This is a genomic window from Pseudomonas extremorientalis (genome assembly GCF_001870465.1).
In the GTDB taxonomy this organism is placed as follows: Bacteria; Pseudomonadota; Gammaproteobacteria; order Pseudomonadales; family Pseudomonadaceae; genus Aquipseudomonas; species Aquipseudomonas extremorientalis.
In genome coordinates, this window is record NZ_MDGK01000058.1 from 253641 (window position 1) to 274870 (window position 21230).

Genomic DNA, 21230 nt, shown 5'->3' on the forward strand with positions numbered 1-21230 from the left:
TTTGCTCCTTGTTCATGCCAGTACCCGGCGCATGTGGGCCAGGGTCTGTTCCAGGTTGCTCGGCTCACCCGCGTTCTGGCGCAGGAAGGCTTCGATAGCGGCGTGGCGGTTGATCGCTTCATCGGCCAAAGGATCGCTGCCGGCGGAGTACTCCCCCACGCGGATCAGCATTTCGATCTCGCCATACCGCGCCATCAATTCACGCATGCGCATCGCCAGCCGCTTGTGCTCTTCACCGGCGACCTGCTCCATCAAACGGCTGCGACTGCGCAACACATCCACCGCCGGAAAGTAGTTGCGCTGGGCCAACTCGGCGCTCAAGACGATGTGACCGTCGAGGATCGAACGGGCCTCTTCGGCCACCGGATCGCTGGCGGCATCACCCTCGGTCAGCACGGTGTACAGCGCGGTAATGCTGCCGGTGGGCCCGGGGCCGGCGCGTTCCAGCAAACGCGGCAAGGCCGAAAAGAACGACGGCGGATAACCGCGCCGGGTTGGCGGCTCGCCCACCGCCAGGCCGATCTCGCGCTGGGCCCGGGCGAAACGCGTGAGGCTGTCCATCAACAGCAATACGTTGCGGCCCTGGTCGCGGTGGTACTCGGCCAGGGTGGTGGCGACAAACGCCGCACGCACCCGCTCGGCCGCCGGGCGATCCGAAGTGGCAACCACCGCCACCGTGCGCGCACGGGCCTGGGCGTCGAGCTGCACATCGAGCAATTCACGCACTTCCCGGCCCCGCTCGCCGATCAGGCCGATCACGATCACATCGGCTTCGCTGTTGCGGATGATGCTGGCGAGCAGCGACGACTTGCCCACACCGGGCTCACCGAAGATGCCCATGCGTTGGCCCTGGGCCAGGGTCAGCAGGCCATCGATGGAGCGAATGCCCAGGGCCATGGAACGCACGATCAACTGTCGCGAAAACGCTGCCGGGGGTTCAGCGTGCAGCGGGTAGTGCTGCAAGGCCACGGTCGGCGGCATGCCGTCGCCGTCGAGGAAATCGCCCATGGGGCTGATGACCCGGCCGAGCTGCGCATCCCCGACGGCCACGCCCAGGGTCTCGCCGGTGGCGGTGATTTGGGTGCGCGTGGACAGGCCTTCCATGGAGCCGATGGGCGACAGGATGGCCTCGTCACCGTCAAAACCGATCACCTCGGCGCTCAGGCTGCGGGCGCTGCCGGGGTCGCGCAGCTGGCACAGCTCACCGATGCTCGCCCCGGCCACACTGGCGCGCAGCAATACACCGCGAATGCTCAGCACGGTGCCGTGCATGGGCCGCGGGCGCGCCTGGGCCAGGCGCTCGCAGAGGCGTGGCAGCAGCTGTTCCAGGTTCATGCCAGGCCCTCTTCGGCAAAGGGCAACAGGCTGCGACGCAGGTTCTGCAATTGGGCTTCGAGGCCCAGCTCCACGGAGCCGGCCGGGCTGTTCAGGCGAGCCTGTCCGGCGCTCAGCTGTTCATCCGCATCCACCGCGATTGCCAATCCCTCCAGCTTGAGGCGTTGGCGCAGGGCGTCCACGTCCGCCGGCGGCACCCACAAGGTCAGGGCCTGGTCCTGGCGAAACGCACTCAACGCCTGGCGGGTACTGCGCACCACACGCTCGGCGTTGTCCAACTCCCCCAGCACTTCGTGCACGATACCCAGGGCCAGGTCGACCAGGGACGTTTCCAGACTGCTCAAGTAATGCTGCACCTGGGCTTGGGTAGCGAGCAGCAGTTGCGCCACCTGTTCAGCGCCGGCTTGCCGGGCACTTTCAAAGCCCTCTGCGCGGGCACTGCTCAGCCACTGCTCGCTGTCGGCGCGGATCTGCTCGGCCTGCGCCTTGGCCGCTTGCAGGAAGGCAAAGCCATCGCTCCACAACGCGGCGTCTTCGGCGCGCAGGATGCGGGCGGTGGGACGGCTTGGCAGTTCACTCATGGCGTGATCTCCTCGGCCAGCAGGCACGCAGCGGCGGCCTGGACGATTTCCAGGTCGCGCGGTACACGGGCGCCGTGGCCCTGGGGAAAGGCAAAGCGCAAACGCAGCCAGCCCTGCCAGTCGGCGTGCTGGGCGTGCAGCCAGGCCGCGACACAGCCTTGGCCATCGCGGTCGACGGCGTCGACCAACTCGACCGGCTCGCGCAGCAGATCCGCCGCACCACCGAGTTGGCGCAAGGCCAGGGCACTCACGAAGACCTCAGCGCCCAGGCCTTCGCGCAATTCGTTGACCACCTCGCGACGGATCTCGCGGCTCAGGGTCGGGGCGTGCCAGATGGCGCCGCACAACCTCGGCAAGCGGGCAAACTGTGCCGGCGACAACAACAGCACCGCCAAGTCCGCCGCCATCGGCGTGGTCAATTGCGCCATGGGTGCCAGTTGATAATGACTGACCAACAACTGCTCCAGGCGCTGGCGAAAGCGTGTCTGGCCCTGCATCGCCTGCAGCACGGCGTCTGACAATTCATCGGCAAAACATGCACCCAGGCTCGGCCCGCGCACAAACCGCAGCGGCTCGGCAATCAGCCCCTGCCAGCGTTCGAACAAACTCATTCACCCTCCTTGAGCACATACAACGCCTGGGACTGACGACATGCCCACTGCTGACGGGCGAGCACACCCACCGCACCGAGTGCGATCAGCGACAAGGCCCCGAACATCAGCCGCGCCTGGGCCAGGTTGTCTTCCAGCAGCCACAGGCCCATGAAGCGCGCCAGGCGCGGTTGCGCCGGGTTCTGGCTGATGGCGACGGCGGCCTTGATCGCCGTCACCGAAACGCCGTCGTAACTCAGCCCGGAGATACCGTTGGCGACCAGGGTCTTGATCTGCGGGATCAGCGTATTGATGTCGGTGCCCGGGTCGTAACGCACCAGTACCGAGGCCGATGACGGCGAGATCACGCGCTTGAGCAGGTCGTTGTCCGGCAGCACCACGTGCACGCGGGCAGCGACGATGCCGTCGATCTGCGACACCGAATGCGAAAGCTCTTCGCTGAGCGCATAGATCATCTGCGCCCGCTCCTGCACCGGCGACGACACCAGGCCATTGCCCTTGAACACCTCGCCCATGTTGGAAAAACTCTGCTGCGGCAGGCCGGCGTTGTCGAGCAGGGTCATGGCTTCGGCAAAGCGTGACTCATCGACCACCACCTTGAGCTGGCCGTTGTCCTGGGCCTTGCGCTCGGCCGGGACGCCACCGCGCAGCAGTACCGCGACCATGGCGTTGGCGTCGCGCTCGCTGAGGTTGGTGTAGAGGTCGGTGTTGCACGCCTGCAACAGGCTGGCGAGCAGGCCGATCAGCAACAGGCGCAGCGCACGGTTTGGGCTTGGCATGATGTTATTGCCCCTTGAGCAGCGTGTTGGCGGAGCCGGAAATCTGTGTCGCACCGCGCACCACCATCTGGGTTTCGATGGAGTAATCGAACATCTTGCCCAGGGAGTGGACGATCTGGTCGACCTGTTGCTCGCCGACTTTTTTCCCGGGTTCACCCTGGGGCGAAGCACTGGCGGTGCGGATTTCTGCCTGGGCCGGCGGCGGTGCCGAAGGATTGTTGGTGAGCAGGTCGGCGCGCTCGGAAAACGCCCGCGTACGGTCGATGAAACTGTTCATGCGCTCCATCAGGCCCGAGCCGATCTGGTGCGGGCTGGCGCCTTCGGGCATGCCCTTGGCGGTGTTGGCCATGTGCTCGAACAGGTTCTGCGAGGCCCCGGCGGGCCCCGCGCCGGCAGACGGCGGCAACGCCGAAGCGCCGGCGGCGAGACTGATAGTCATAGGGGCTTCCTACTCTTCGTCGTCATCGGACATGGCGTCGTTCAGCAGTTCCTGCATCTTCGGCATGATGATGAACTGGCCGCCGTAAGTGACCGCCTGGGTGATGAACGAATCGGTGAGTTCGGCGTCGGTGGGCTCGGCGGGCTTATCGCCGGCCTTGGCGTTATCCACCGCCGCGTTGAACCTGGCTTCAGGGCTGGCGCCACCAGGGGCGAGATTGCTGTCTACGGCCGTTACGGACATGGTGCTGCTCCTTTACTGGGTTGGGGTTTCGGTACTGACTTGGGCGCCACGGAATACCCGCACACCGCGCTCGCGCGCCACCGGGGCGGCGGTGACCTTGGGTTGCAGGTGATCGACATGCTGCTGCACCAGCGCCAGGTACGGCGGTGGTCCGGACACGAACACTTCATCGCCCTCGGGGCCGTTGCGCATGGACAACTGCTGGCCGAACACATCGAGGTTGCCGAGGTAGGCCTGCAACTGGTCGAGGTCCAGGGCACTGGCCTTGAAGAGCCTGGTGCTGATTTCATCGCTGGCGTTGAGGTACAAGAGGTTGCCGTCGAAGTACCAGGTGAGGCCGTTGGTGCTGCACAGGGTTTGCAGGAACTCCCCGGCGGTGGCCGCGCGAATCGTGCTGCGGGCCTTGCCGCGGACCTTGTCGGAGAGCACCAGCGGCACATCGAGGTTGTGCCCGAATTCTTCCAGGGCACTGCGCACGTCCTGGTCCACCAGCACGTAGGCGTAGGGTTGGGAGAACCAGTCAGGCTCTTCGGCAGCGTGGGCGAAACTGGCGCTGAACAGGCATAGGACAGCCATCAAAAATATGCTTACATGGCCTCCGCCTTCGCCAGACGAGTTGTGACGATGACCCCTAGATTTCTGCTCGCCAGTACCCTGCTGCTGACCGCCTGCGCCCACCCACCTGCGACCGATGCCGACAAGTCCCTGCAACTGGCCAATGACCTGAGCCAGCGCGGCGACTACGCCAGTGCGGCAGCGCTGTACGAGCGGGCGGCGCAGCAACCCGGCGCGGGTATCGAGCTGTGGCTCAAGCTCGGCCAGGCCAGGCTCGACGCCAAGGATGCGGCGGGCGCCGAGCGGGCCTTCCAGCAGGCCCTGGGGTTCGACGCCCGCAATGCCGAAGCCCTGCTCGGCCTGGGCACCGCGCAATTGCAAGTGGGCAAGACTCAGCGTGCCGTCACCGCCCTGGGCCAGGCGGCCGGGATCAGCGGCTTGCCGGTTGCGTACACCCGCCTGGGTGTCGCGCAGATCCTCAATGGCCAGGCCGCGGCGGCGCAAACCGCGTTCGCCAGGAGCCTGAGCCTCAAGCCCGACGACCTCGACAACCGCTGCAACCTGGCCCTGGCGTATGCGCTGGGCGGGCAGTCGCAGCAGGCGTTGGACACCATCGCCCCGGTCGCCCAGTCGCCCCGCGCATTGGCGCGGCATCAGCGTAATGAGTTGTTGGTGATGGTCTTGGCGGGGTACGAAGACCGCATCGCTGCACTGCCGTTGGACGATATTCCCGCTGCCGAACGGGCGCGGTTGGTGAACGAAGCCGAGCGCATCAAGGCGATCAGCGATCCGGTGGCCCAGGCTCGGGAGTTGGGGTTGGTGGATCCGCGCTGAATCTGTTGTGGGTGAGCTTTCTGTGGTGAACGGGCCTGTTGTGGCGAGCGGGCTTGCCCCGCGTTGGGGCGCGAAGCGGCCCCTGTCAAATTCACCGCATTCCAACAGACAGTTCTCAGCGCCTGGTTTTGGGGCTGCTTCGCAGCCCAACGCGGGGCAAGCCCGCTCGCCACAACAGGCCCGTTCACCACAACAGGCCCGCTCGCCACAACAAGCAACACAGGTCATTGCTTGCCCCCCGCCGCATCGGCCTTGGCTTCTTGCTGATCCTTGCGCCGCTGCAATTGCTCGCGGTCAAACCCTTCGATGTACACCTGGGCAGCGCGGCCCACAGGCGCGGCCATGGCCGGGCCTGTGGGGCGGCCTTGGGTCAAGTCCTGCTTGCGCTCGACCATCTGCATCAGGTTCAAATTGTTCGCACAGCCGAGCGCCAACGTCGGCTTGAAATCCTCGCCCAGCCCAATGGTGTCCGTCGCCGGGGGTTGCTGGCATTGGGTCGGCAAGCCATCGGCGCGGTATTCGGATGAGTAGTACGTCGGCGCCAGGTGGGTCTGGCAACCCATCAGCGCCAGGGGCAACAGCAGCAATACACGTAAAACATTCATGGCAGGCCCCCTGATCAATTCATGTAGAAACCGAACGCCCCGCCGCTGCGCGGTCCGGTGGCCGCTGCGGTAGCCGGTGGTGCGTCGAGGGGCGTGGCGAGGGTGCGACCGCGCACCGGCTCCACCAGGTACGGCGTAATCAGGATCACCAACTCGGTTTCATTGCGCTGGAAGCGCTTGGAGCGGAACAGGTTGCCGAGGATCGGCAGGTCACCCAGCAGCGGCAGTTTCTCGATGTCCTGGCTGCTTTCCCGCTGGAACAGCCCGGCGATGGCGAAGGTCTGCCCGCTGCCGACTTCCACCCGCGTATCGGCGCGGCGCACGCTGAAGGACGGCACATGAAAGTTGCCGAAATCCACGGTGCCGCCACTGACCACGCTGCTGACTTCCGGGCGCACCTGCAGGGCGATGCGGCCGTTGGGCAGCAGGGTCGGGTTGAACAACAGCGACACGCCGAACGACTTGTATTCGATGCCCACCAGGTCGCGGTTGACCGGCACCGGGATCGCCACTTCGCCACCGGCGAGGAAGCTGGCGGTCTGGCCGGTCATGGCGGTGATGTTCGGCTCGGCGAGAATCTGCAGCACACCGTTGGCCTGCAAGGCGTCGAGCATGCCGTCGATATTCACATTGCCCGAGCCTGCGCCCGCTGCGGCCAAGCCACCCGCCGAGGCTGCGGCCAATGGCCCGCCGGTGATCAGGCCGAACGAGAACGTGCCGTTGTTGAACATCGCGTTCCAGTTCACGCCGTAGTGCAGCAACTCCGAACGCGACACTTCGGCAAAGCGCACCCGCAAGTTCACTTGGGCGGCCCCTGCGTACTCGGTGGTGTTGATCGCGCTCTGGAAACCCTGCCCCTGGGGATTGAGCAGCGCGTTCAAGTCCGTGGCTTCCGCTACCGATCCCACGGTGCCTTTGGCGATCAGACGGTTACCCGCGCCGCTGATCTGCGCAGCGTTGCCGGGATGCAATGCCTGCATCGGCGCCGTCACCGCCTGGCTGGCGCTGCTGACGGCCAGGCTCAGGCTCGCCAGTTGCTGACCGTCACTGCCGAGGGCGATCAGGCTGGTATTGCCCGGCGCCTTGCCGAAGATGTAGAGGGTGCCCGGTGACACCACCTGCAAGTCGGCCACATTCGGCTCGGCCACCAACACCGTGTCCACGGGGGCGACAAAATGCAGGATGCGCCCTTCGCCGGAGGCCAGGGCGATAGAACCTCCGGCACCGGCGGCGATTTCCTGAGCCTGGCTCACACACGAAAACACAGTCAGCAACAACGCACAAAAACGCATCATGAGGCAGACGCCAGGGGAGTGACGGAAGCCGCGGCAGGCCCGCGGCGATTGGAAATCTCGGTCAGGCTGATGGTCACCAGCGCTTGCAGGTTGTACTCGGTGGCCAGCTCGCGGAACGACAGCACCGCCAGTTCCAGCTCGCCGCGCACCACCAGGCGGCGCAGGCTGCGGCGCAGTTCCGGGTGCACCAGCAACACCGCGCTGTTGACCTCGCGGGTGTGCTCGCACGCCTGGCGCAGTTGGGCGAGCAAGGCGCGGCTGACGTCCTCGGGGATCAACTCGCGCTGCGGTTCCTGGCGACGCAGGGAGCCGCGCAACTGGTCTTCCAGGCCCGGCGCCAGCACCAGCGCACCGATCACCCGGTTGCGGTCGGCGTACTGATGGCTGATCTGCCGTGCCAACGCGGCGCGCAGGTGCTCTGCCAGGCGCCCGGCATCGGTTTCACGGGCGCCCCACTCCACCATGGCTTCGAGCAAGGCGCGCTGGTTGCGGATCGACACGCCTTCGCCCACCAGCAAACGCAGGGTCTCGGCCACCCGCTGCAACGGCACCAGGCGCAGGGCTTCCTTGACCAGTTCGCCGTAGGTGGCCTCGGTGCGCTCCAGCAGCAGGCGGGTTTCCTGGATGCCGAGAAAGTCGGCGGCATAGCGGCGCAGGCTGCGTTCCAGCACACCGCGCAACACCTCGTCGGGCAGCAGGAAACCGATGCCGGCGTTGCGCAACGTGTCTTCGTGTTGGCGCTCGACCCAGTGGGCGTTGCGGCCCGTGAGCGGCGAATCGGCCTGCACCGTGGCGAGGTCGAGCAACTGCACATGCACCGGATCGTCCTGCACCAGCAGGCAGTTGGTCGGCAACTCGCCTTCGCTTACCGGCACGCCTTCCAGGGACACGCGGAAACTGCCAGGCGTGGCCTTGGCTTCCATGTAGATGCCCGGTACCGGTATATCCACGCCGAGTTCGGTGCGCAGGTCGTGGCACAGCGCTTCGACGCGTTGGCGCAGCAGTTGGCGCGGTGCGCTTTGGGACACGCCGCTGCCGAGGGTCAGCAGCACGCGGGTATCGGGCAACAGGTTGTCATCCCGTTCGGCCTGGGCTTCGACCACCGGCTCCGGCGTCTCGACCAGCACTTCAAGTTCCGGCTGGCGGTGATGCCGGCGATACATCATGAATGCCGCGCCACCGAACACCAGGGACAAGCCGAGGAACACCCAGGTCGGAAACCCCGGCAGCAGGCTCACGCCGATCATGATCAACGCGGTCAACCCCAGAGCGCGGTAGCTGGCGCCCAGTTGCTTGATGATCTCGCTGCCCAGGTCCCCCGCTTCGCCGTCGCTGTTGACGCGAGTGACCACGGTGCCCGCCGCCACCGAAATCAGCAGCGCCGGGATCTGTGCAATCAGGCCGTCACCCACGGTGAGCAACGAGTAGGTGTGCACCGCCACGCCGAACGGCATGTCGCGCTCGATCATGCCGATCAGCATGCCGCCCAGCAGGTTGACCGCCAGGATCACCAGGCCGGCGATGGCATCGCCCTTCACGAACTTCATGGCGCCGTCCATCGCGCCGAACATCTGGCTTTCACGCTCCAATCGCGAGCGGCGACGACGGGCTTCGGCCTGGTCGATATCACCATTGCGCAGGTCGTTGTCGATGCTCATCTGCTTGCCGGGCATCGCATCCAGGGTGAAGCGCGCGGCCACTTCCGCCACGCGCTCGGCACCCTTGGTGATCACCACGAACTGCGCCACGGTGATGATCAGGAACACCACCATGCCCACCACCACTTGCCCGGCGATCACGAAGTCGCCGAAGGCCTTGACGATATGCCCGGCGTCGCCGTGCAGCAGGATCAAACGGGTGGTGGTGATCGACAGCGACAGGCGAAACAGCGTGCTGAGCAGGATCAGCGGCGGCAGCGCGGAGAACTCTACCGAGTGGCCGATGTAGAAGGCCACGATCAGGATCAGGATGCTCAGGGCGATATTGAGACCGATCAGCGCGTCCACCAGGTAGGTGGGCAGCGGGATGATCATCATCACAATCGCCATCAGCATGAATGCGACGATGATCACGTCGGTGCGCTGGGCAGCCAGGCGCGCCAGGTTGTTCAGGCGGTTGAGCGCACTCATGCGCCGGCCCTGCGTGCAGCCAGATAGCGTTTGAAGCACTGGCGCGCGTCGTCCTTGCGCTCGCCGTACCACAAGGCGCGGGCGCGCAACAGCAACAGGCTGGCGGACTCGCCTTCCAGCGCCACCAGACGGTCCAGGGCGCCGAGGGCGCGGGACGCGTCGCCGCTGTCGGTGAAAGCCAGCACCAGCGAGCGCAGCAACACGCCGTCATCGGGGGCGACGTTGACCGCGATCAGCAGCATCACCAGGGCGCGCTGGGACTGGCCATTGCGCCGGTACAGCTCGCCGATGCCCTTGAGCAGTTGCACGGCGTCGTCGTTATCGCGGGCCATCAGGCGTGTACCTCCGAGCGTTGCTGTGCGAGGGTGCGGCGCATCTCGATCTCTTCGCCGATCAGCTCGACGGCCAGTGCCTTGATGTGTGGCTCGGCGTCCAGGCTTGGCAGGATGTGTTCCATCACATGCTCCAGCAGTTCCAGGGAGCGAGCACTGCCGAACAACAGCGAGTCGACGCCAGCGGCGCCGGTGAGTTCTTCGAGGTCGCTGCGCAGGGAGCGACGGGTGTGGGTCTTGCGGGTCTTGAGCACCGCTTCGAAGGCGGTGGCCTGGCGCGAATTGACCGGGCGCACAGCTTCGACCGGCGCACTGCGTACGTCACTGGGGATCAACGGGCGGGGTTCGACTTTCATCCCAGGGCCTTAGCTTAAAAGCATGGTCACAACGTGAAGGTGAAGCGCTCCTCACCACGGGCGAGGATCACTTGGTTGTTTTCGATACGTTCCAGCACCCAGTTGTCCGCCAGCGCCGCGCCGGGGTACAGGCGCTTGCCACTGTCGTTGATCACGTACGGATGAGGCCCGAACCACACGGCCTGCAAGCGCACGCGCGGCGCCGCCGCATCGGCCCGCACGGCGACGCGCGGGTTGAGCACGATCTGCTGGCCGTAACGCTGGTCGAAGGCTTGCTGCACCGCCAGCCACTGCGGTTTTTGCGACTGTTCGAAGGTGCCCGTGGCGCTGAGCTGGCCGTTGCTGTTGCTGACCTTCACGGTATCCAGTCGGGCGGCTTGCAACTGCTGCTCCAGCCAGGCCTTGGCCTGTTCGCGGGAAGGTGTTTTCAGCGGTGCAACGGCGGTAACGGCGGTTGCCGGCTGCGGTGGTGCTTCACTGCGAAACGCCAGCGCTCCAGCACAGATAAACAGCAGCGCGGTCGCGACGACCCAGGGGGTCAATGTGCGTGACGCGGGCACTGGTTTTTCAGCACCGCCAGGCATTGCCAGGCTCACCCCCGCCGTGCCGATGCGCAGCTGCACCGGCAGCCGCGCGCGATGACCGTTGCCTTGGGGAATGCGCACATTGCCGGCGATCAATACGTCACCGCCCAAGGCTTCGACCGCCACCTGGCCGCCTTCAAAACGCAGGCGCAGGTGCAGGCCGGCAACGCCGGGATCGCTGAGCACCAAATCAGCCGCCAGATCGGCGCCGAGGGTGTAGACAGGCTGGTCGAGCACCAGGGAACTGCCCTGATGCAAACCGCCGGTCACCGTCAGGGTCGGTGCGCCAGTTGCGGCGACCGGGCCCAGGGAAATCAGGGCTGTCATAGTCGGGTTTGCCCCTTTGAGCCTGTGCAACGGGGTCAAGAATCAGGATAAAAACGGGAATTGAGAGGTAAACGGGCAGCGCCGGCGCCGCCCGTTTGGCGAATCAGTTCTGCGGACGCTGTTTGGTGGCGTCCAGCTCGGCTTTTTTCGCGGTGCTGATTTCGGTGATCTTGGCCGACTTCTCGATAGCCATGTTGAAGGTCGCTTCCATCTTCGCGATAGCGTCGTCGGCGCCGCCTGCTTTTACTGGTGGGACATCAGCCATGTTCATCTCCTTGCATCGATAGGGAAGTTATTCAGTTGCGCAACAGCACGCTGAAAGTATGCAAACCGATGAAGGCCCAAAACGTCAGACAATGCGCCTTCGAACCGTTGTTGGTTTGCATGGGCCCCATACTACTCACGATCAAAACGCCTTCGCTGTGAAAGCTTGTGAAACGTTTCAGATACAGGTTGTGAAAGGTCTGGCTCAACCTGGCGTTGAAAAAAATTCATCGCCTGAGTGACATGGAACTTTCAGAGAAAAACAAAAACACGCTCAAGACCAATGTTTACGGGCACTCCGCTAATACCCACTGAACAATGCTGAACAATAAGCCTCTTTTGAAACGCGCCACCTAGCGACACCCGGCATTTATTTTCGCGATTACTTCACATTTTTCGCTAATAGCCTTTTGCCCAACTTTCCAGACATTTTGATTTGTAACAGAAGCGACTTAATCATCGCGTTTGATAACTCGTCCCAAGCAACCCAATTGCTTGGCGAGCAACTTCCCTCCGCGCCTGCTAGTGCAACTGCACTAATAACCAAAGGACTCGCTTTCAGGCCGGCTATATATAAATCTTTCAGGTGATCTATGACCGACATGAATTATTCACCCACCACTCTCCTCAAAGACGACGGTTGCGTTGAGATTCACTTCGGCCCTTATCGACTGCTGCCCAAGCGCCACCAACTGCTCAGGCATGACCAGCCGGTAAACCTTGGCAACCGCGCCCTGACCCTGCTGATCGCCCTTGCCTCGCGGCCCGGCGAATTGCTGCAGAAAACCGAACTGCTCGACATTGCCTGGCCGAAACGGGTGGTCGAGGAATGCAACCTGCGCACACAGATCAAGACTCTGCGCCGCACGCTGGGCGATGACGATGACGATGACGATGTGCCGTACATCGCCACGGCATCGGGCATGGGCTATCGTTTTGTCGCGCCCACCTGGTTCGAGCAGGCGGCGCACCCGCGGGCGATGAGACCGTCGGGCGGCGGCGGTGAACGTGTGACCAGCGGCGTGCTTTAGCCCAGGGCGCTCAGGTCCAGGTGGCCATCCTTGATCGGCGGGCACCAGTAGTAGCCACCGGTCAAGGGGGTGCTGATGCGGTACAGGCCATCGACAATCCCGTCCTCCAGACCGCTCATGCGGCGCAATTGCGCTTCGAACGCATCGAAGGAATGGCCGAACGCCAGGAACATCAGGCCCGCCTGGCCATTCTCGGCCCAGGGCATGGAGCGACGCACCACGAAGGCTTCCGGGGTGAAGCTTTCCTGGGCGGTGCGCTTGGTGTGGGCGGACTCGGGGGCGTCGTCGAGTTCTTCGTTGTCGCCATGGCGGCGGCCGATGATGTGGTCGCGCTCCTGAGCCGGCAGCGCAGCGAAGCCATCGAGGTCATGCTGCCATTGCTGGATCGCGGCGAAGCTGGCGCCGCTGTCGGTCAGGGCGGCGTCGACCGCGGCGTCGTCGTGGGGGTTTTCGGTACCGTCTTCGTAGTCGGTGAGGTCGAAGCCGGTCTTGTAGCGGAAACCTTCGGTCATCTGCACCAGGCGAAATGCCGGAGCCAGGGCCTTTTCAAATGCACGGCTGCGCAACAGCAGTTCACCGCGATCCACGCCATGCAGCCACACCCACAGCGCCTGCTGTGTGGACGGGTTATGCGCGCCCGGCCCGCTGATGGCCGGAAAACTGCGCAAGCCTTCAACGCGTGCGCCCAGTGCGGCAACCAGCGGCTCGCCAAGACCGACCACTGCCGCCGAATCGGTCAGTTGCACCAGTGCGTCCAACGCAGCGGGTACGGCTGCCAGAGCCTCCACGGCAAAAAACAGATGGCGTGCCTGCAACGGCACCGGTGCGGCAAGAATGCCCGGCTGGTACTGACTCATGTGAACTCCTTCTGAAAAGCCGCGCAGTTTAACCGCCGGGCACAGCCCTGCGTACAAGAAAGCGCGCAAGCCTTGCCATAGAGCCTGTTGTTGGGTGACTCTCTAGTCATGTTTTGCAACTATTCCAGGGGTAGCGCCATGACCACCAGCAACCTGCTCGCCCAGCTGTTTCCCGCCTCCGCCGCCGCAGTTCCCGAGCAGTTCCAGCTCGGAGCGCCCATTGAACAGCGTGATTACCTGGTCGACGGCCAGTTGCAGGTATGGAACGGCCCCTTGGCCAAGGTGCAAAGCCCGGTGCAGTTTGGCGACGAGCGCGCGCATATCGGCAGCACGCCGTTGCTGGACGCCGAGACCGCCCTTACCGCCCTGGACGCCGCCGTGCGTGCCTATGACCGCGGCCAGGGCGAATGGCCGACAATGCGCGTGGCCGAGCGCATCCAGCATGTCGAAGCGTTCCTGCGCCGCATGCGTGAACAGCGCGACGCGGTGGTCAAGCTGCTGATGTGGGAGATCGGCAAGAACCTCAAGGACTCGCAGAAAGAATTCGACCGCACCTGCGACTACATCACCGATACCATCAACGCGCTCAAAGAACTGGACCGCCGTTCCAGCCGCTTCGAGCTGGAACAGGACACCCTCGGCCAGATTCGCCGCGTACCGCTGGGCGTGGCCTTGTGCATGGGCCCCTACAATTACCCGCTGAACGAAACCTTCACCACGCTGATCCCGGCGCTGATCATGGGCAACACCGTGGTGTTCAAGCCGGCCAAGCTCGGCGTGCTGCTGATCCGTCCGTTGCTGGAGGCGTTCCGCGACAGCTTCCCGGCCGGGGTGATCAACGTGATCTACGGCAGCGGCCGTGAAACCGTCAGTGCGCTGATGGCCAGTGGCAAGATCGATATCTTTGCGTTTATCGGCACCAACAAGGCCGCCAGCGACCTGAAAAAACTACACCCGAAACCACACCGCCTGCGCGCGGCATTGGGCCTGGATGCGAAAAACCCCGGCATCGTGCTGCCCGAGGTGGACCTTGACAATGCGGTCAGCGAAGCCGTTACCGGTTCGCTGTCGTTCAACGGCCAACGCTGCACCGCGTTGAAAATCCTCTTCGTGCATGAAGATGTCGTCGACAGTTTTATCGAGAAATTCAACCAGAAACTGGCCACGCTCAAGCCCGGCATGCCGTGGGAAGACAGCGTGGCGCTGACGCCATTGCCCGAAGTGGGCAAGGTGGATTACCTCACCAGCCTGGTAGCCGATGCCGCGCAACATGGCGCCAAGGTGGTGAATGAGCATGGTGGTGAAAGTCGCGGTTCGTTCTTCTACCCGGCGGTGCTGTACCCGGTGAACCCGCAGATGCGCGTGTACCACGAAGAGCAGTTCGGCCCGGTGGTGCCGATCGTGCCTTACCGCGACCTGGAGACCGTGATCGAGTACGTGCTCGACTCCGATTTCGGTCAGCAACTGAGCCTCTTCGGCACCAACGCCGTGGAAGTCGGGCGCCTGGTGGACGCCTTCGCCAATCAGGTCGGCCGTATCAACATCAACGCCCAGTGCCAGCGCGGCCCGGACACCTTCCCGTTCAACGGGCGCAAGAACTCGGCCGAGGGTACGCTGTCGGTACATGACGCGTTGCGCGTGTTCTCGATCCGCACCCTGGTAGCGACCAAGTTCCAGGAGAGCAACAAGGCGCTGGTCAGCGACATATTGCGTAACCGCGATTCAAGCTTCCTGACTACCGACTACATCTTCTGAAAACGCTACAGACCCAAATGTGGGAGGGGGCTTGCCCCCGATAGCAGTCGCTCAGGAACAGACCGGTTGACTGATCCACCGTTATCGGGGGCAAGCCCCCTCCCACACTTGGACCGTGTACCCCCTGAATTTCGAGGCCACTTTACTACCGATGAACCTGCCCTTCTTCGCCCGGCGCCTGTTGCGCCCCCTGCTCGACCCGTACCGCCGCTACCGCCATGCCAAGCTGATTCACGCCGTGCGCGTGTCCATCGGCTTGCTGGCGACAATCCTGCTGACCACCGGTATCAACCTGCCCCACGGTGAGTGGGCGTCGGTGACCATGCTGATCGTGATCGGTGGTCTGCAGCACCACGGCAATATCGGCAAGAAAGCGGTGGAGCGTGCCTATGGCACCTTGATCGGCGCCAGCGTCGGCTTGGTGGTGGTGGTGCAGCAGGCCTACTTCGGCCTGCCCTTCTTGACCTACCTGTTGATGTCGGCGGTGTGCGGGTTCTTTTCCTATCACGCCATCGGCAAGGGCGGCTACATCGCACTGTTGTCAGCGATCACCGTGTTTATCGTCGCCGGTCACGGGGACAACCCGATCTCCGATGGGCTATGGCGCACCGTCGATATCTTGATCGGCATTGTGCTGGCCTTGGCGTTTTCGTTCGCCCTGCCGCTGTACGCCGTGTATTCGTGGCGCTACAACCTGGCCAGTGCGCTGCGCGATTGTGCGGCGATCTACAGCCGGATCATCAATGGCCAGTCGGTCACCGATGATGAGCACGTCAAGCTGCTCAACCGCTTGAATGCGTCGATGGTGCAACTGCGTTCGCTGATGCCGTCGGTGTCGAAGGAAGTGCGGATTTCCATGACCGAACTCGACGCGATCCAGCGGCATTTGCGCATGTGCATCAGCACCCTGGAGATTCTTGGCAATACCCGGCCCGATCCACGGGATGAACAGGCGATGGCGCGGATGCAGGTGATGTTGAGGACCGAACATCGGCAGATTCGGGTGCAGTTGGTGGGGATGGCGCGGGCGTTGAAGTCGGGGGTGACGGAGCGGTTGCAGCGGCCCAGCCCTATCACAGGCACCGAGCCAGCACTGGATACGCCGGTCTACAGCGCGCTGGATGGGTATCGCTTATTGACGGTGCAGTTGGCGGCGAATGTGGATGCGATGCGTCAACGACTGGCCAATAGTGCAAGTCACTGGAAGATCTGAGCCTCCTCACTCAATCAACTAATGATGAAAAGGCCGGTTTCTCTATGCGATCCACCGGCCAGCCCTTCACGCTTGCGTTATCTCAACCCGATACCATTTAGGTGGCCGCCGAGCAACTTGTCGGCTTCCGTCCCTGTGCCACCGCTAGGAATATCCAGAAAGTAGTAATAATTGGTAAAGAGGAATGAATGGGAGAAGGTACCCGACCAGTACCACGCATACCCCATGGGCCACCTGGCTCCATAGGCGTGGTTGATGGCGCGTAGCTCATCGAGACTGGGCATGCGTAGCCCAGCATTCGCCACTGCCGTACTGATATTCCTGAACGTATTCCTGCCCATGCCATACACTTGCACGACGTTGCTGACATAAACGGTGTAACTGCGGGTCTGCGCCGGCACCGACGAGTCCCTGACGGTAATCGTCGCAGAACCATTGCCGCGCACGGTCACCAGCCCTCCGCCATCCACCACGGCCACCGATGTACTGCTTGAGTAGTAGTAGGGCGCTGTACCTCCCGAAGCCCGGCGCGTGATCGAGTTTCCTGCGCCGAAGGTTGGCAATATATTGGGAGTTCCGGGAAGTATGTAAGTCCGAGCACTCAAAGTGACCGCAGACTGGTCGAAATTCAGCGGCGACGTCAGGCGAATGTTGTACTGCGTGGAAGGGAAAGGTATCGCATCACTGCGCTCCTCACTGCCGTTGAAGGTAACCGCCAACGCGACCGTGACCACGCTGTTATTCCGCAGTCCCAATAACCAGGCGCGCGAGATCAAATGGTCGCGCAGGCCATTGGCAGCCTGCAACGAATTGATCGGATAGGCCGTTAACAGGTTCTGCGTGACAGCTCCAGGACTGGAAACCGACAACCACACCCGTTGCCCGGGGCTACTCAAGCGCCATTTGGCAACTGCGATCCGGCCGTCACCGGTAAGTGTAGGTGGATTGAGGCTCCCTCCATGGGCCACGCCATTGATGAGGGCTCGTGGCAGGTTGGCGGACGCAATCGTACCGAACGTGACCTTCTGTTCATCGGATGTACCCTCGCCACCTCGACCCAACTGTACGAAGTACTGTAAATGAACAGTACTGTTTACACTCCTGGCGACCAAATCATTGGGCACGTTGTAGGTAACCGTGCCACCATCCAAACCATCCAGCGGCCCCAAATCAATCGTCAAACCATTAGCAAGGATCCAGTGAAGCAATACCTTGTCCACCCCCCCCAGGTTCATGTTGGGGTAGCTCACCAGCACCTGGCACTTGTTTTCGACTGTCAGTGGGTTAACCGACACTTCCGGCCCGCTGGCAGGCGTCGAGTCTTTGATCGACGGATGAGGAAATACGTTCGGTTGGTCCTGGACCACATGATGACGAACGCCAAATAGCACAGCGTTGTCCTTCTGCGAACTGTGATCGAACGCCACCCAGAAGCGTATCGTCAGTGCAGACCAGTCTTGAAGGCGGCGCAGACGACCCACTGGCGTATATGCCGATGGGCCAAATGTGACATCATCGTCAACAGCCTCGCGGGCGACAAACGTCGACTCCTCATAGGGAGCTCCCGTGTCGAGCCAGCCCGAATAGTGCAACCACATGCGTTGCCCCATCGCGGCGTAGGGGTATGGCGGCACACGAGTCATGTCCAGATCGTCCAACAACGTTTTCTGCAACACGCTGTCCTCGCCAATGCTGTCGATCAGGGGCCCAGACAAATGATGCAGCGAGAGTAAACGCACCACCAGTGTCGGTGACGGTGTAGCAAATCCATTGCGGATCACTTTAAAGGACACTTCGATATCACGGCCATCAGGATGGATGTTGTAGCCGATGGCTCCGACCGGGACCGTGAAGTCGATATGGTCTCCGGTCTGCCCTTCCTTGATTTCCGAATAGCAGCCTATTCCTGGTAGCCCCTTAAAGACAGCCTCGACTTTGTCGGCGGGCTTGATGAACTCGTAACGCACCCGGATCGTCGCACCGTCCGGCCATGTATGTATCGGGTCGAGTTCATGGGTGTCGGGGTTGGCTTGCAGCACTTCGGGCATGAACAGTTTGCCCAATGCCGTGCCGATGGTCACCACCGCCTCTTCGGAATACTCGAAGACACCATAGCGGTCAATCAGGAAGCTGGCAGTGAGCGTGCCGTCCAGATTGTCAACGAAGAGCTGTTTTGGAACATCCACCAAGAGTGGATTGCCCGCTACAAACAGCGGGTATTCATACTGCGCTTCCCCACTGACGGAGCCCTTGTACTTAAGGATGACCAGGTCGCCCTGTTTGAAATCCGCACGCAGCTCCAGCGTACCCACGCTGCCGACCCGCGCGGGGTCTACGTTGTCATTGATCGCGTCCTGGAACACAGGTGCCTGCAGCGTTCGCGCTGGAATTCCTACTTGTATCCAACGGCGGTCTGACTCACGTACCCCCAGTGCGCCAGTGACGATGTAGTGCACGTTGGTGTCGCGCAAGCCTTCGAAACGCGCGTATTGGTCATTGAGAAAATCACGCGTGCGCACATGCGAGCCAGCCAGACGCGAAGACCAAACCAGTTCAGAGGTGTTGTCCAAGCGAACCCCCTGAATGCGAACTGTCAAATCGTCCCCAGGGCTGCCCGGCGGTTGGTAGTCCGGCATTTCCGCGGTAATGAGCGGCAAGTCCGGCTGGATGAACGGTCCATGGGCTTGGCGAACCAGTGGCCTTGGCAATTCAAAACGCCGGCCGGCAACGGTAACCGTCGTCTCCCTGGAGGGCAGATCATCTTCACCGTCTCTTTGCCTAACATAGGAAGCCGTCAGGGTGCTTTGAATAAGTGAGCGGACCAACTCGTTCCGGATAGGAAATTCGTAATACTTTGGAATCTTGTCAACCGGCAGCCGCAAGGATTCAGTCACATACTCACCTGTTGGAGTGGTGCCGTGCACGGTGAGCAAGATAAAATCACCCACTCGAAAATAAGGACTGTCACGCGGCACCTCCACTTCCGCAGTGGCAGAAGCCTGACCTAGAGCATCTGCGTCCAGGACCATCGTTTTTGGGTCCGCCTCGACGATAAACGGTTCCGGCGGCAACGCTATGTTCAAATTGACTTTTACCGGTACCGGTTTGCACCACGGCTGCAGCTCACCCGAGCGGTTGCGCACCTCGTCAAACAGATAAAACTGCGCGACAAAATCACCTGATCCGGCCGCGATTATGAATGCACCCGTGATCAAAAAAATCAGGTCAAAACCCACTTGGTCAGCTGTAATAGGGGGTAGTTCAAAACGATGCGCGCCCCAGTAGAACATCACCAAGTCGTTAACCCGCATGTGCTCCCATGCGCGAATCGTTGCAGTAACCCCCCTGGCTGCGACGACAGCGTCAATATTTGTATCCGAAAGGGTCAACACCAGTTTGGAGTGCCAGTTTTCATTGGGATAGTCGTCGGCGCCTCCCGGACGGGTGTCCTTTACAAATATAACTTGGCGCGGCGAGGTACTGAGGGTGGTGGTGCCAACACGCTCAACTTCGCCGTAGACGTCGTTTACGAAGCCCAACGGCATAGTGCTACGAGGAATGTTTAGGAAGACTCGTTTAATAGTGGTGCTGTTATCCGTAACCTTGTCCTGCATCAGCACCAGGTCTTCCTGCTTGAACCGATAGATGTCACCCACGGAAAAGGTTTCCCAACGCTCAAAAACGACGTCCACCCCCTCCTCAAGATGACGGATGCCCACACCATAGGACGCGTTCTCTACTGGTATAACCTGCGTAGGGGAGGTGTAGGGAGAGTCAAGATCCTCAATAATGGTAAACCCGGGGCGGCTTTCCGACGATTTCACCACGGGAGCTGGTTTTTTTCGCGGAGCAGGCCTCGCAGTGCCTGACGCGGACAATTCAGAGGATGCGGAAGCCTGTGTCTCGGCGTCCTCGACCGAGGATTTGGGGCCTTTGGGTTCGGCAGACATGATTTTTCTCCGGGTTTAAGCCCGTGCAGGTCGTGCACGAGTCAGGGAGAAATCACACGCCTCATCACTCAACGTGTCTAGCTGTCAAAGTTGACAGGTAGCGAAGAGTGATGGTTTGAAGTAGTGTTTTGAATGCATGAACTATCGCACTTTACACATCATTTCTTACATATTTTTCACGTTTTATTCACATCCCGGAACGTAGGGTGAAGCCTCATCCGTTACAAATGTTGCATATCAAGCCCGCCGCCCCAGCGGGCTTTTTTTTTGTGTCGGATTTGCTTCAGCGCAAGGCCTTGGCAACCGGCGCCGCAGCTTGTTCACGAATAGCTCGCTGAGTGTCCAGCACCCGTGCCAAAGCTGTTTCCGCTTCCGGGCTCTGCTGCGGCACACGAATCGCCGCCGACACCAGGGTGATCAGCTTGGCCATCACCTCGGCATCCGTCGCCGGGCGGCCCAGGCTCATGGAGTTCATCAGCAGCCGCAGTTCGGTACCCGCCATCACCCCGGAAATCGCCTTGAGGGCAAATTGCAGGCGCACCCCCAGCTCATTGCGCGGCAGGTCCGGCAGGGCCAGGGCAAAGGCTTCGAAGAAACGCTGGAACACCGGCTGGTAATGCACCTTGAGGTATTCCTGGATAAACGGCGACGTATCGCTGTAGACCCGGCCCAGGAAACGGATGAACGAACGCCCTTCCCCATTGGCACTGGCCGGGTCGCTGCGCTCCAGGCCCATGGCCGGGGCAAACAGCACGCCGAGCAAGGTGTCGCAGTCCAGCGGGCCGTCGGACTCGGCCTCGCACCGCGCCAACAGTTCCAGGCGCTGCTCGTTGAGCGGCTCCAGGCGCTGCTTGAGCAGGGTTTGCATCAGGGAATCCTTGTCCCCGAAGTGGTAGTTCACCGCCGCCAGGTTGACCTGGGCACGCTCGGTAATCTGCCGTAACAAAACCGCGTCATATCCGTACTTGATGAAGAGAGCCTCTGTCGCATCCAGCAATCGAGTCTTGGTAATGTTTGGAGCGCTGACTTTCTTCGCGACCATAGAAGTTCCACGTGGGAAATATTGTTTTAAAAAATAATTTGATTTTTTATACCGGGGCCGCCGCCTGAAAGCAAGTAGTGACACTGCGCCATATGATCAAAAGCCTGCGCCCA

The 21230-nt window shown here is 62.1% G+C and carries 21 protein-coding genes; 4 read left to right on the forward strand and 17 right to left on the reverse strand.

Going from position 1 to position 21230, the window contains the following annotated elements; translation table 11 throughout:
• Positions 1–12: 12 nt before the first annotated feature.
• From BFN10_RS24955 to BFN10_RS24985, 7 genes are read right to left on the reverse strand one after another with little or no spacing between them, the layout of a single operon-like run.
• Complete coding sequence (locus BFN10_RS24955) at positions 13–1335, reverse strand: FliI/YscN family ATPase (RefSeq protein ID WP_071491929.1); 1323 nt, start codon at positions 1333–1335, stop codon at positions 13–15.
• Positions 1332–1916, reverse strand: a complete 585-nt coding sequence (sctL, locus tag BFN10_RS24960; RefSeq protein ID WP_071491930.1) for a type III secretion system stator protein SctL — start codon at positions 1914–1916, stop codon at positions 1332–1334. The genes BFN10_RS24955 and sctL overlap by 4 nt, the downstream gene beginning before the upstream one ends.
• Positions 1913–2527: a type III secretion protein gene (locus tag BFN10_RS24965; protein ID WP_071491931.1), complete on the reverse strand. Its 615-nt coding sequence runs from the start codon at positions 2525–2527 to the stop codon at positions 1913–1915. The genes sctL and BFN10_RS24965 overlap by 4 nt, the downstream gene beginning before the upstream one ends.
• Positions 2524–3306, reverse strand: coding sequence for a type III secretion system inner membrane ring lipoprotein SctJ (sctJ, locus tag BFN10_RS24970; protein WP_071491932.1), 783 nt, complete (start codon positions 3304–3306; stop codon positions 2524–2526). The genes BFN10_RS24965 and sctJ overlap by 4 nt, the downstream gene beginning before the upstream one ends.
• A gap of 4 nt (positions 3307–3310) precedes the next feature.
• A complete protein-coding gene (locus BFN10_RS24975; RefSeq protein ID WP_058425050.1) occupies positions 3311–3745 on the reverse strand; it encodes a hypothetical protein in 435 nt (144 codons plus the stop codon).
• 9 nt (positions 3746–3754) lie between these two features.
• Positions 3755–3988, reverse strand: a complete 234-nt coding sequence (locus BFN10_RS24980; protein ID WP_071491933.1) for a hypothetical protein — start codon at positions 3986–3988, stop codon at positions 3755–3757.
• 12 nt (positions 3989–4000) lie between these two features.
• Positions 4001–4564 carry a type III secretion protein gene (locus BFN10_RS24985; protein WP_071491934.1) on the reverse strand — a complete coding sequence of 188 codons (564 nt, stop codon included), beginning with the start codon at positions 4562–4564 and terminating at the stop codon, positions 4001–4003.
• A gap of 48 nt (positions 4565–4612) precedes the next feature.
• Here BFN10_RS24985 and BFN10_RS24990 point away from each other — a divergent pair, with 48 nt between their 5' ends.
• Positions 4613–5377 carry a tetratricopeptide repeat protein gene (locus BFN10_RS24990; RefSeq protein ID WP_071491935.1) on the forward strand — a complete coding sequence of 255 codons (765 nt, stop codon included), beginning with the start codon at positions 4613–4615 and terminating at the stop codon, positions 5375–5377.
• A 224-nt stretch (positions 5378–5601) separates the two neighbouring features.
• On the opposite strand, the gene BFN10_RS24995 is transcribed toward BFN10_RS24990, so the two are convergent.
• The 7 genes from BFN10_RS24995 to BFN10_RS29530 all read right to left on the reverse strand — a co-directional run bounded on the left by BFN10_RS24995 (position 5602) and on the right by BFN10_RS29530 (position 11270).
• On the reverse strand, positions 5602–5982 hold the full coding sequence (locus BFN10_RS24995; RefSeq protein WP_071491936.1) for a hypothetical protein: 381 nt from the start codon (positions 5980–5982) through the stop codon (positions 5602–5604).
• A 14-nt stretch (positions 5983–5996) separates the two neighbouring features.
• On the reverse strand, positions 5997–7277 hold the full coding sequence (locus BFN10_RS25000) for a type II and III secretion system protein family protein (RefSeq protein WP_071491937.1): 1281 nt from the start codon (positions 7275–7277) through the stop codon (positions 5997–5999).
• Positions 7274–9406, reverse strand: a complete 2133-nt coding sequence (sctV, locus tag BFN10_RS25005; protein ID WP_071491938.1) for a type III secretion system export apparatus subunit SctV — start codon at positions 9404–9406, stop codon at positions 7274–7276. Before sctV ends, BFN10_RS25000 begins: the two co-directional genes overlap by 4 nt.
• Positions 9403–9738: a tetratricopeptide repeat protein gene (locus tag BFN10_RS25010; RefSeq protein ID WP_071491939.1), complete on the reverse strand. Its 336-nt coding sequence runs from the start codon at positions 9736–9738 to the stop codon at positions 9403–9405. The genes sctV and BFN10_RS25010 overlap by 4 nt, the downstream gene beginning before the upstream one ends.
• Positions 9738–10094 carry a hypothetical protein gene (locus tag BFN10_RS25015; RefSeq protein ID WP_071491940.1) on the reverse strand — a complete coding sequence of 119 codons (357 nt, stop codon included), beginning with the start codon at positions 10092–10094 and terminating at the stop codon, positions 9738–9740. The genes BFN10_RS25010 and BFN10_RS25015 overlap by 1 nt, the downstream gene beginning before the upstream one ends.
• A gap of 26 nt (positions 10095–10120) precedes the next feature.
• On the reverse strand, positions 10121–11005 hold the full coding sequence (locus BFN10_RS25020; RefSeq protein ID WP_071491941.1) for a SctD/MshK family protein: 885 nt from the start codon (positions 11003–11005) through the stop codon (positions 10121–10123).
• 103 nt (positions 11006–11108) lie between these two features.
• Positions 11109–11270, reverse strand: a complete 162-nt coding sequence (locus BFN10_RS29530) for a hypothetical protein (protein WP_016969018.1) — start codon at positions 11268–11270, stop codon at positions 11109–11111.
• Between the two features lie 601 nt (positions 11271–11871).
• Between BFN10_RS29530 and BFN10_RS25025 the strand changes: the two genes are divergently transcribed.
• Positions 11872–12300 carry a winged helix-turn-helix domain-containing protein gene (locus BFN10_RS25025; RefSeq protein ID WP_071492042.1) on the forward strand — a complete coding sequence of 143 codons (429 nt, stop codon included), beginning with the start codon at positions 11872–11874 and terminating at the stop codon, positions 12298–12300.
• On the opposite strand, the gene BFN10_RS25030 is transcribed toward BFN10_RS25025, so the two are convergent.
• Positions 12297–13157: a Dyp-type peroxidase gene (locus BFN10_RS25030; RefSeq protein WP_071491942.1), complete on the reverse strand. Its 861-nt coding sequence runs from the start codon at positions 13155–13157 to the stop codon at positions 12297–12299. The genes BFN10_RS25025 and BFN10_RS25030 overlap by 4 nt on opposite strands.
• 138 nt (positions 13158–13295) lie before the next feature.
• On the opposite strand from BFN10_RS25030, the gene BFN10_RS25035 reads away from it, so the two are divergent.
• Complete coding sequence (locus tag BFN10_RS25035; protein ID WP_071491943.1) at positions 13296–14912, forward strand: NADP-dependent glyceraldehyde-3-phosphate dehydrogenase; 1617 nt, start codon at positions 13296–13298, stop codon at positions 14910–14912.
• A 151-nt stretch (positions 14913–15063) separates the two neighbouring features.
• On the forward strand, positions 15064–16125 hold the full coding sequence (locus BFN10_RS25040) for an FUSC family protein (protein ID WP_071491944.1): 1062 nt from the start codon (positions 15064–15066) through the stop codon (positions 16123–16125).
• Positions 16126–16202: 77 nt separating this feature from the next.
• Here BFN10_RS25040 and BFN10_RS25045 read toward each other — a convergent pair whose 3' ends face one another.
• Positions 16203–20075: an Ig-like domain-containing protein gene (locus tag BFN10_RS25045; RefSeq protein ID WP_242626976.1), complete on the reverse strand. Its 3873-nt coding sequence runs from the start codon at positions 20073–20075 to the stop codon at positions 16203–16205.
• Between the two features lie 283 nt (positions 20076–20358).
• Positions 20359–21117, reverse strand: a complete 759-nt coding sequence (locus tag BFN10_RS25050; protein ID WP_071491945.1) for a TetR/AcrR family transcriptional regulator — start codon at positions 21115–21117, stop codon at positions 20359–20361.
• Positions 21118–21230: the final 113 nt, after the last annotated feature.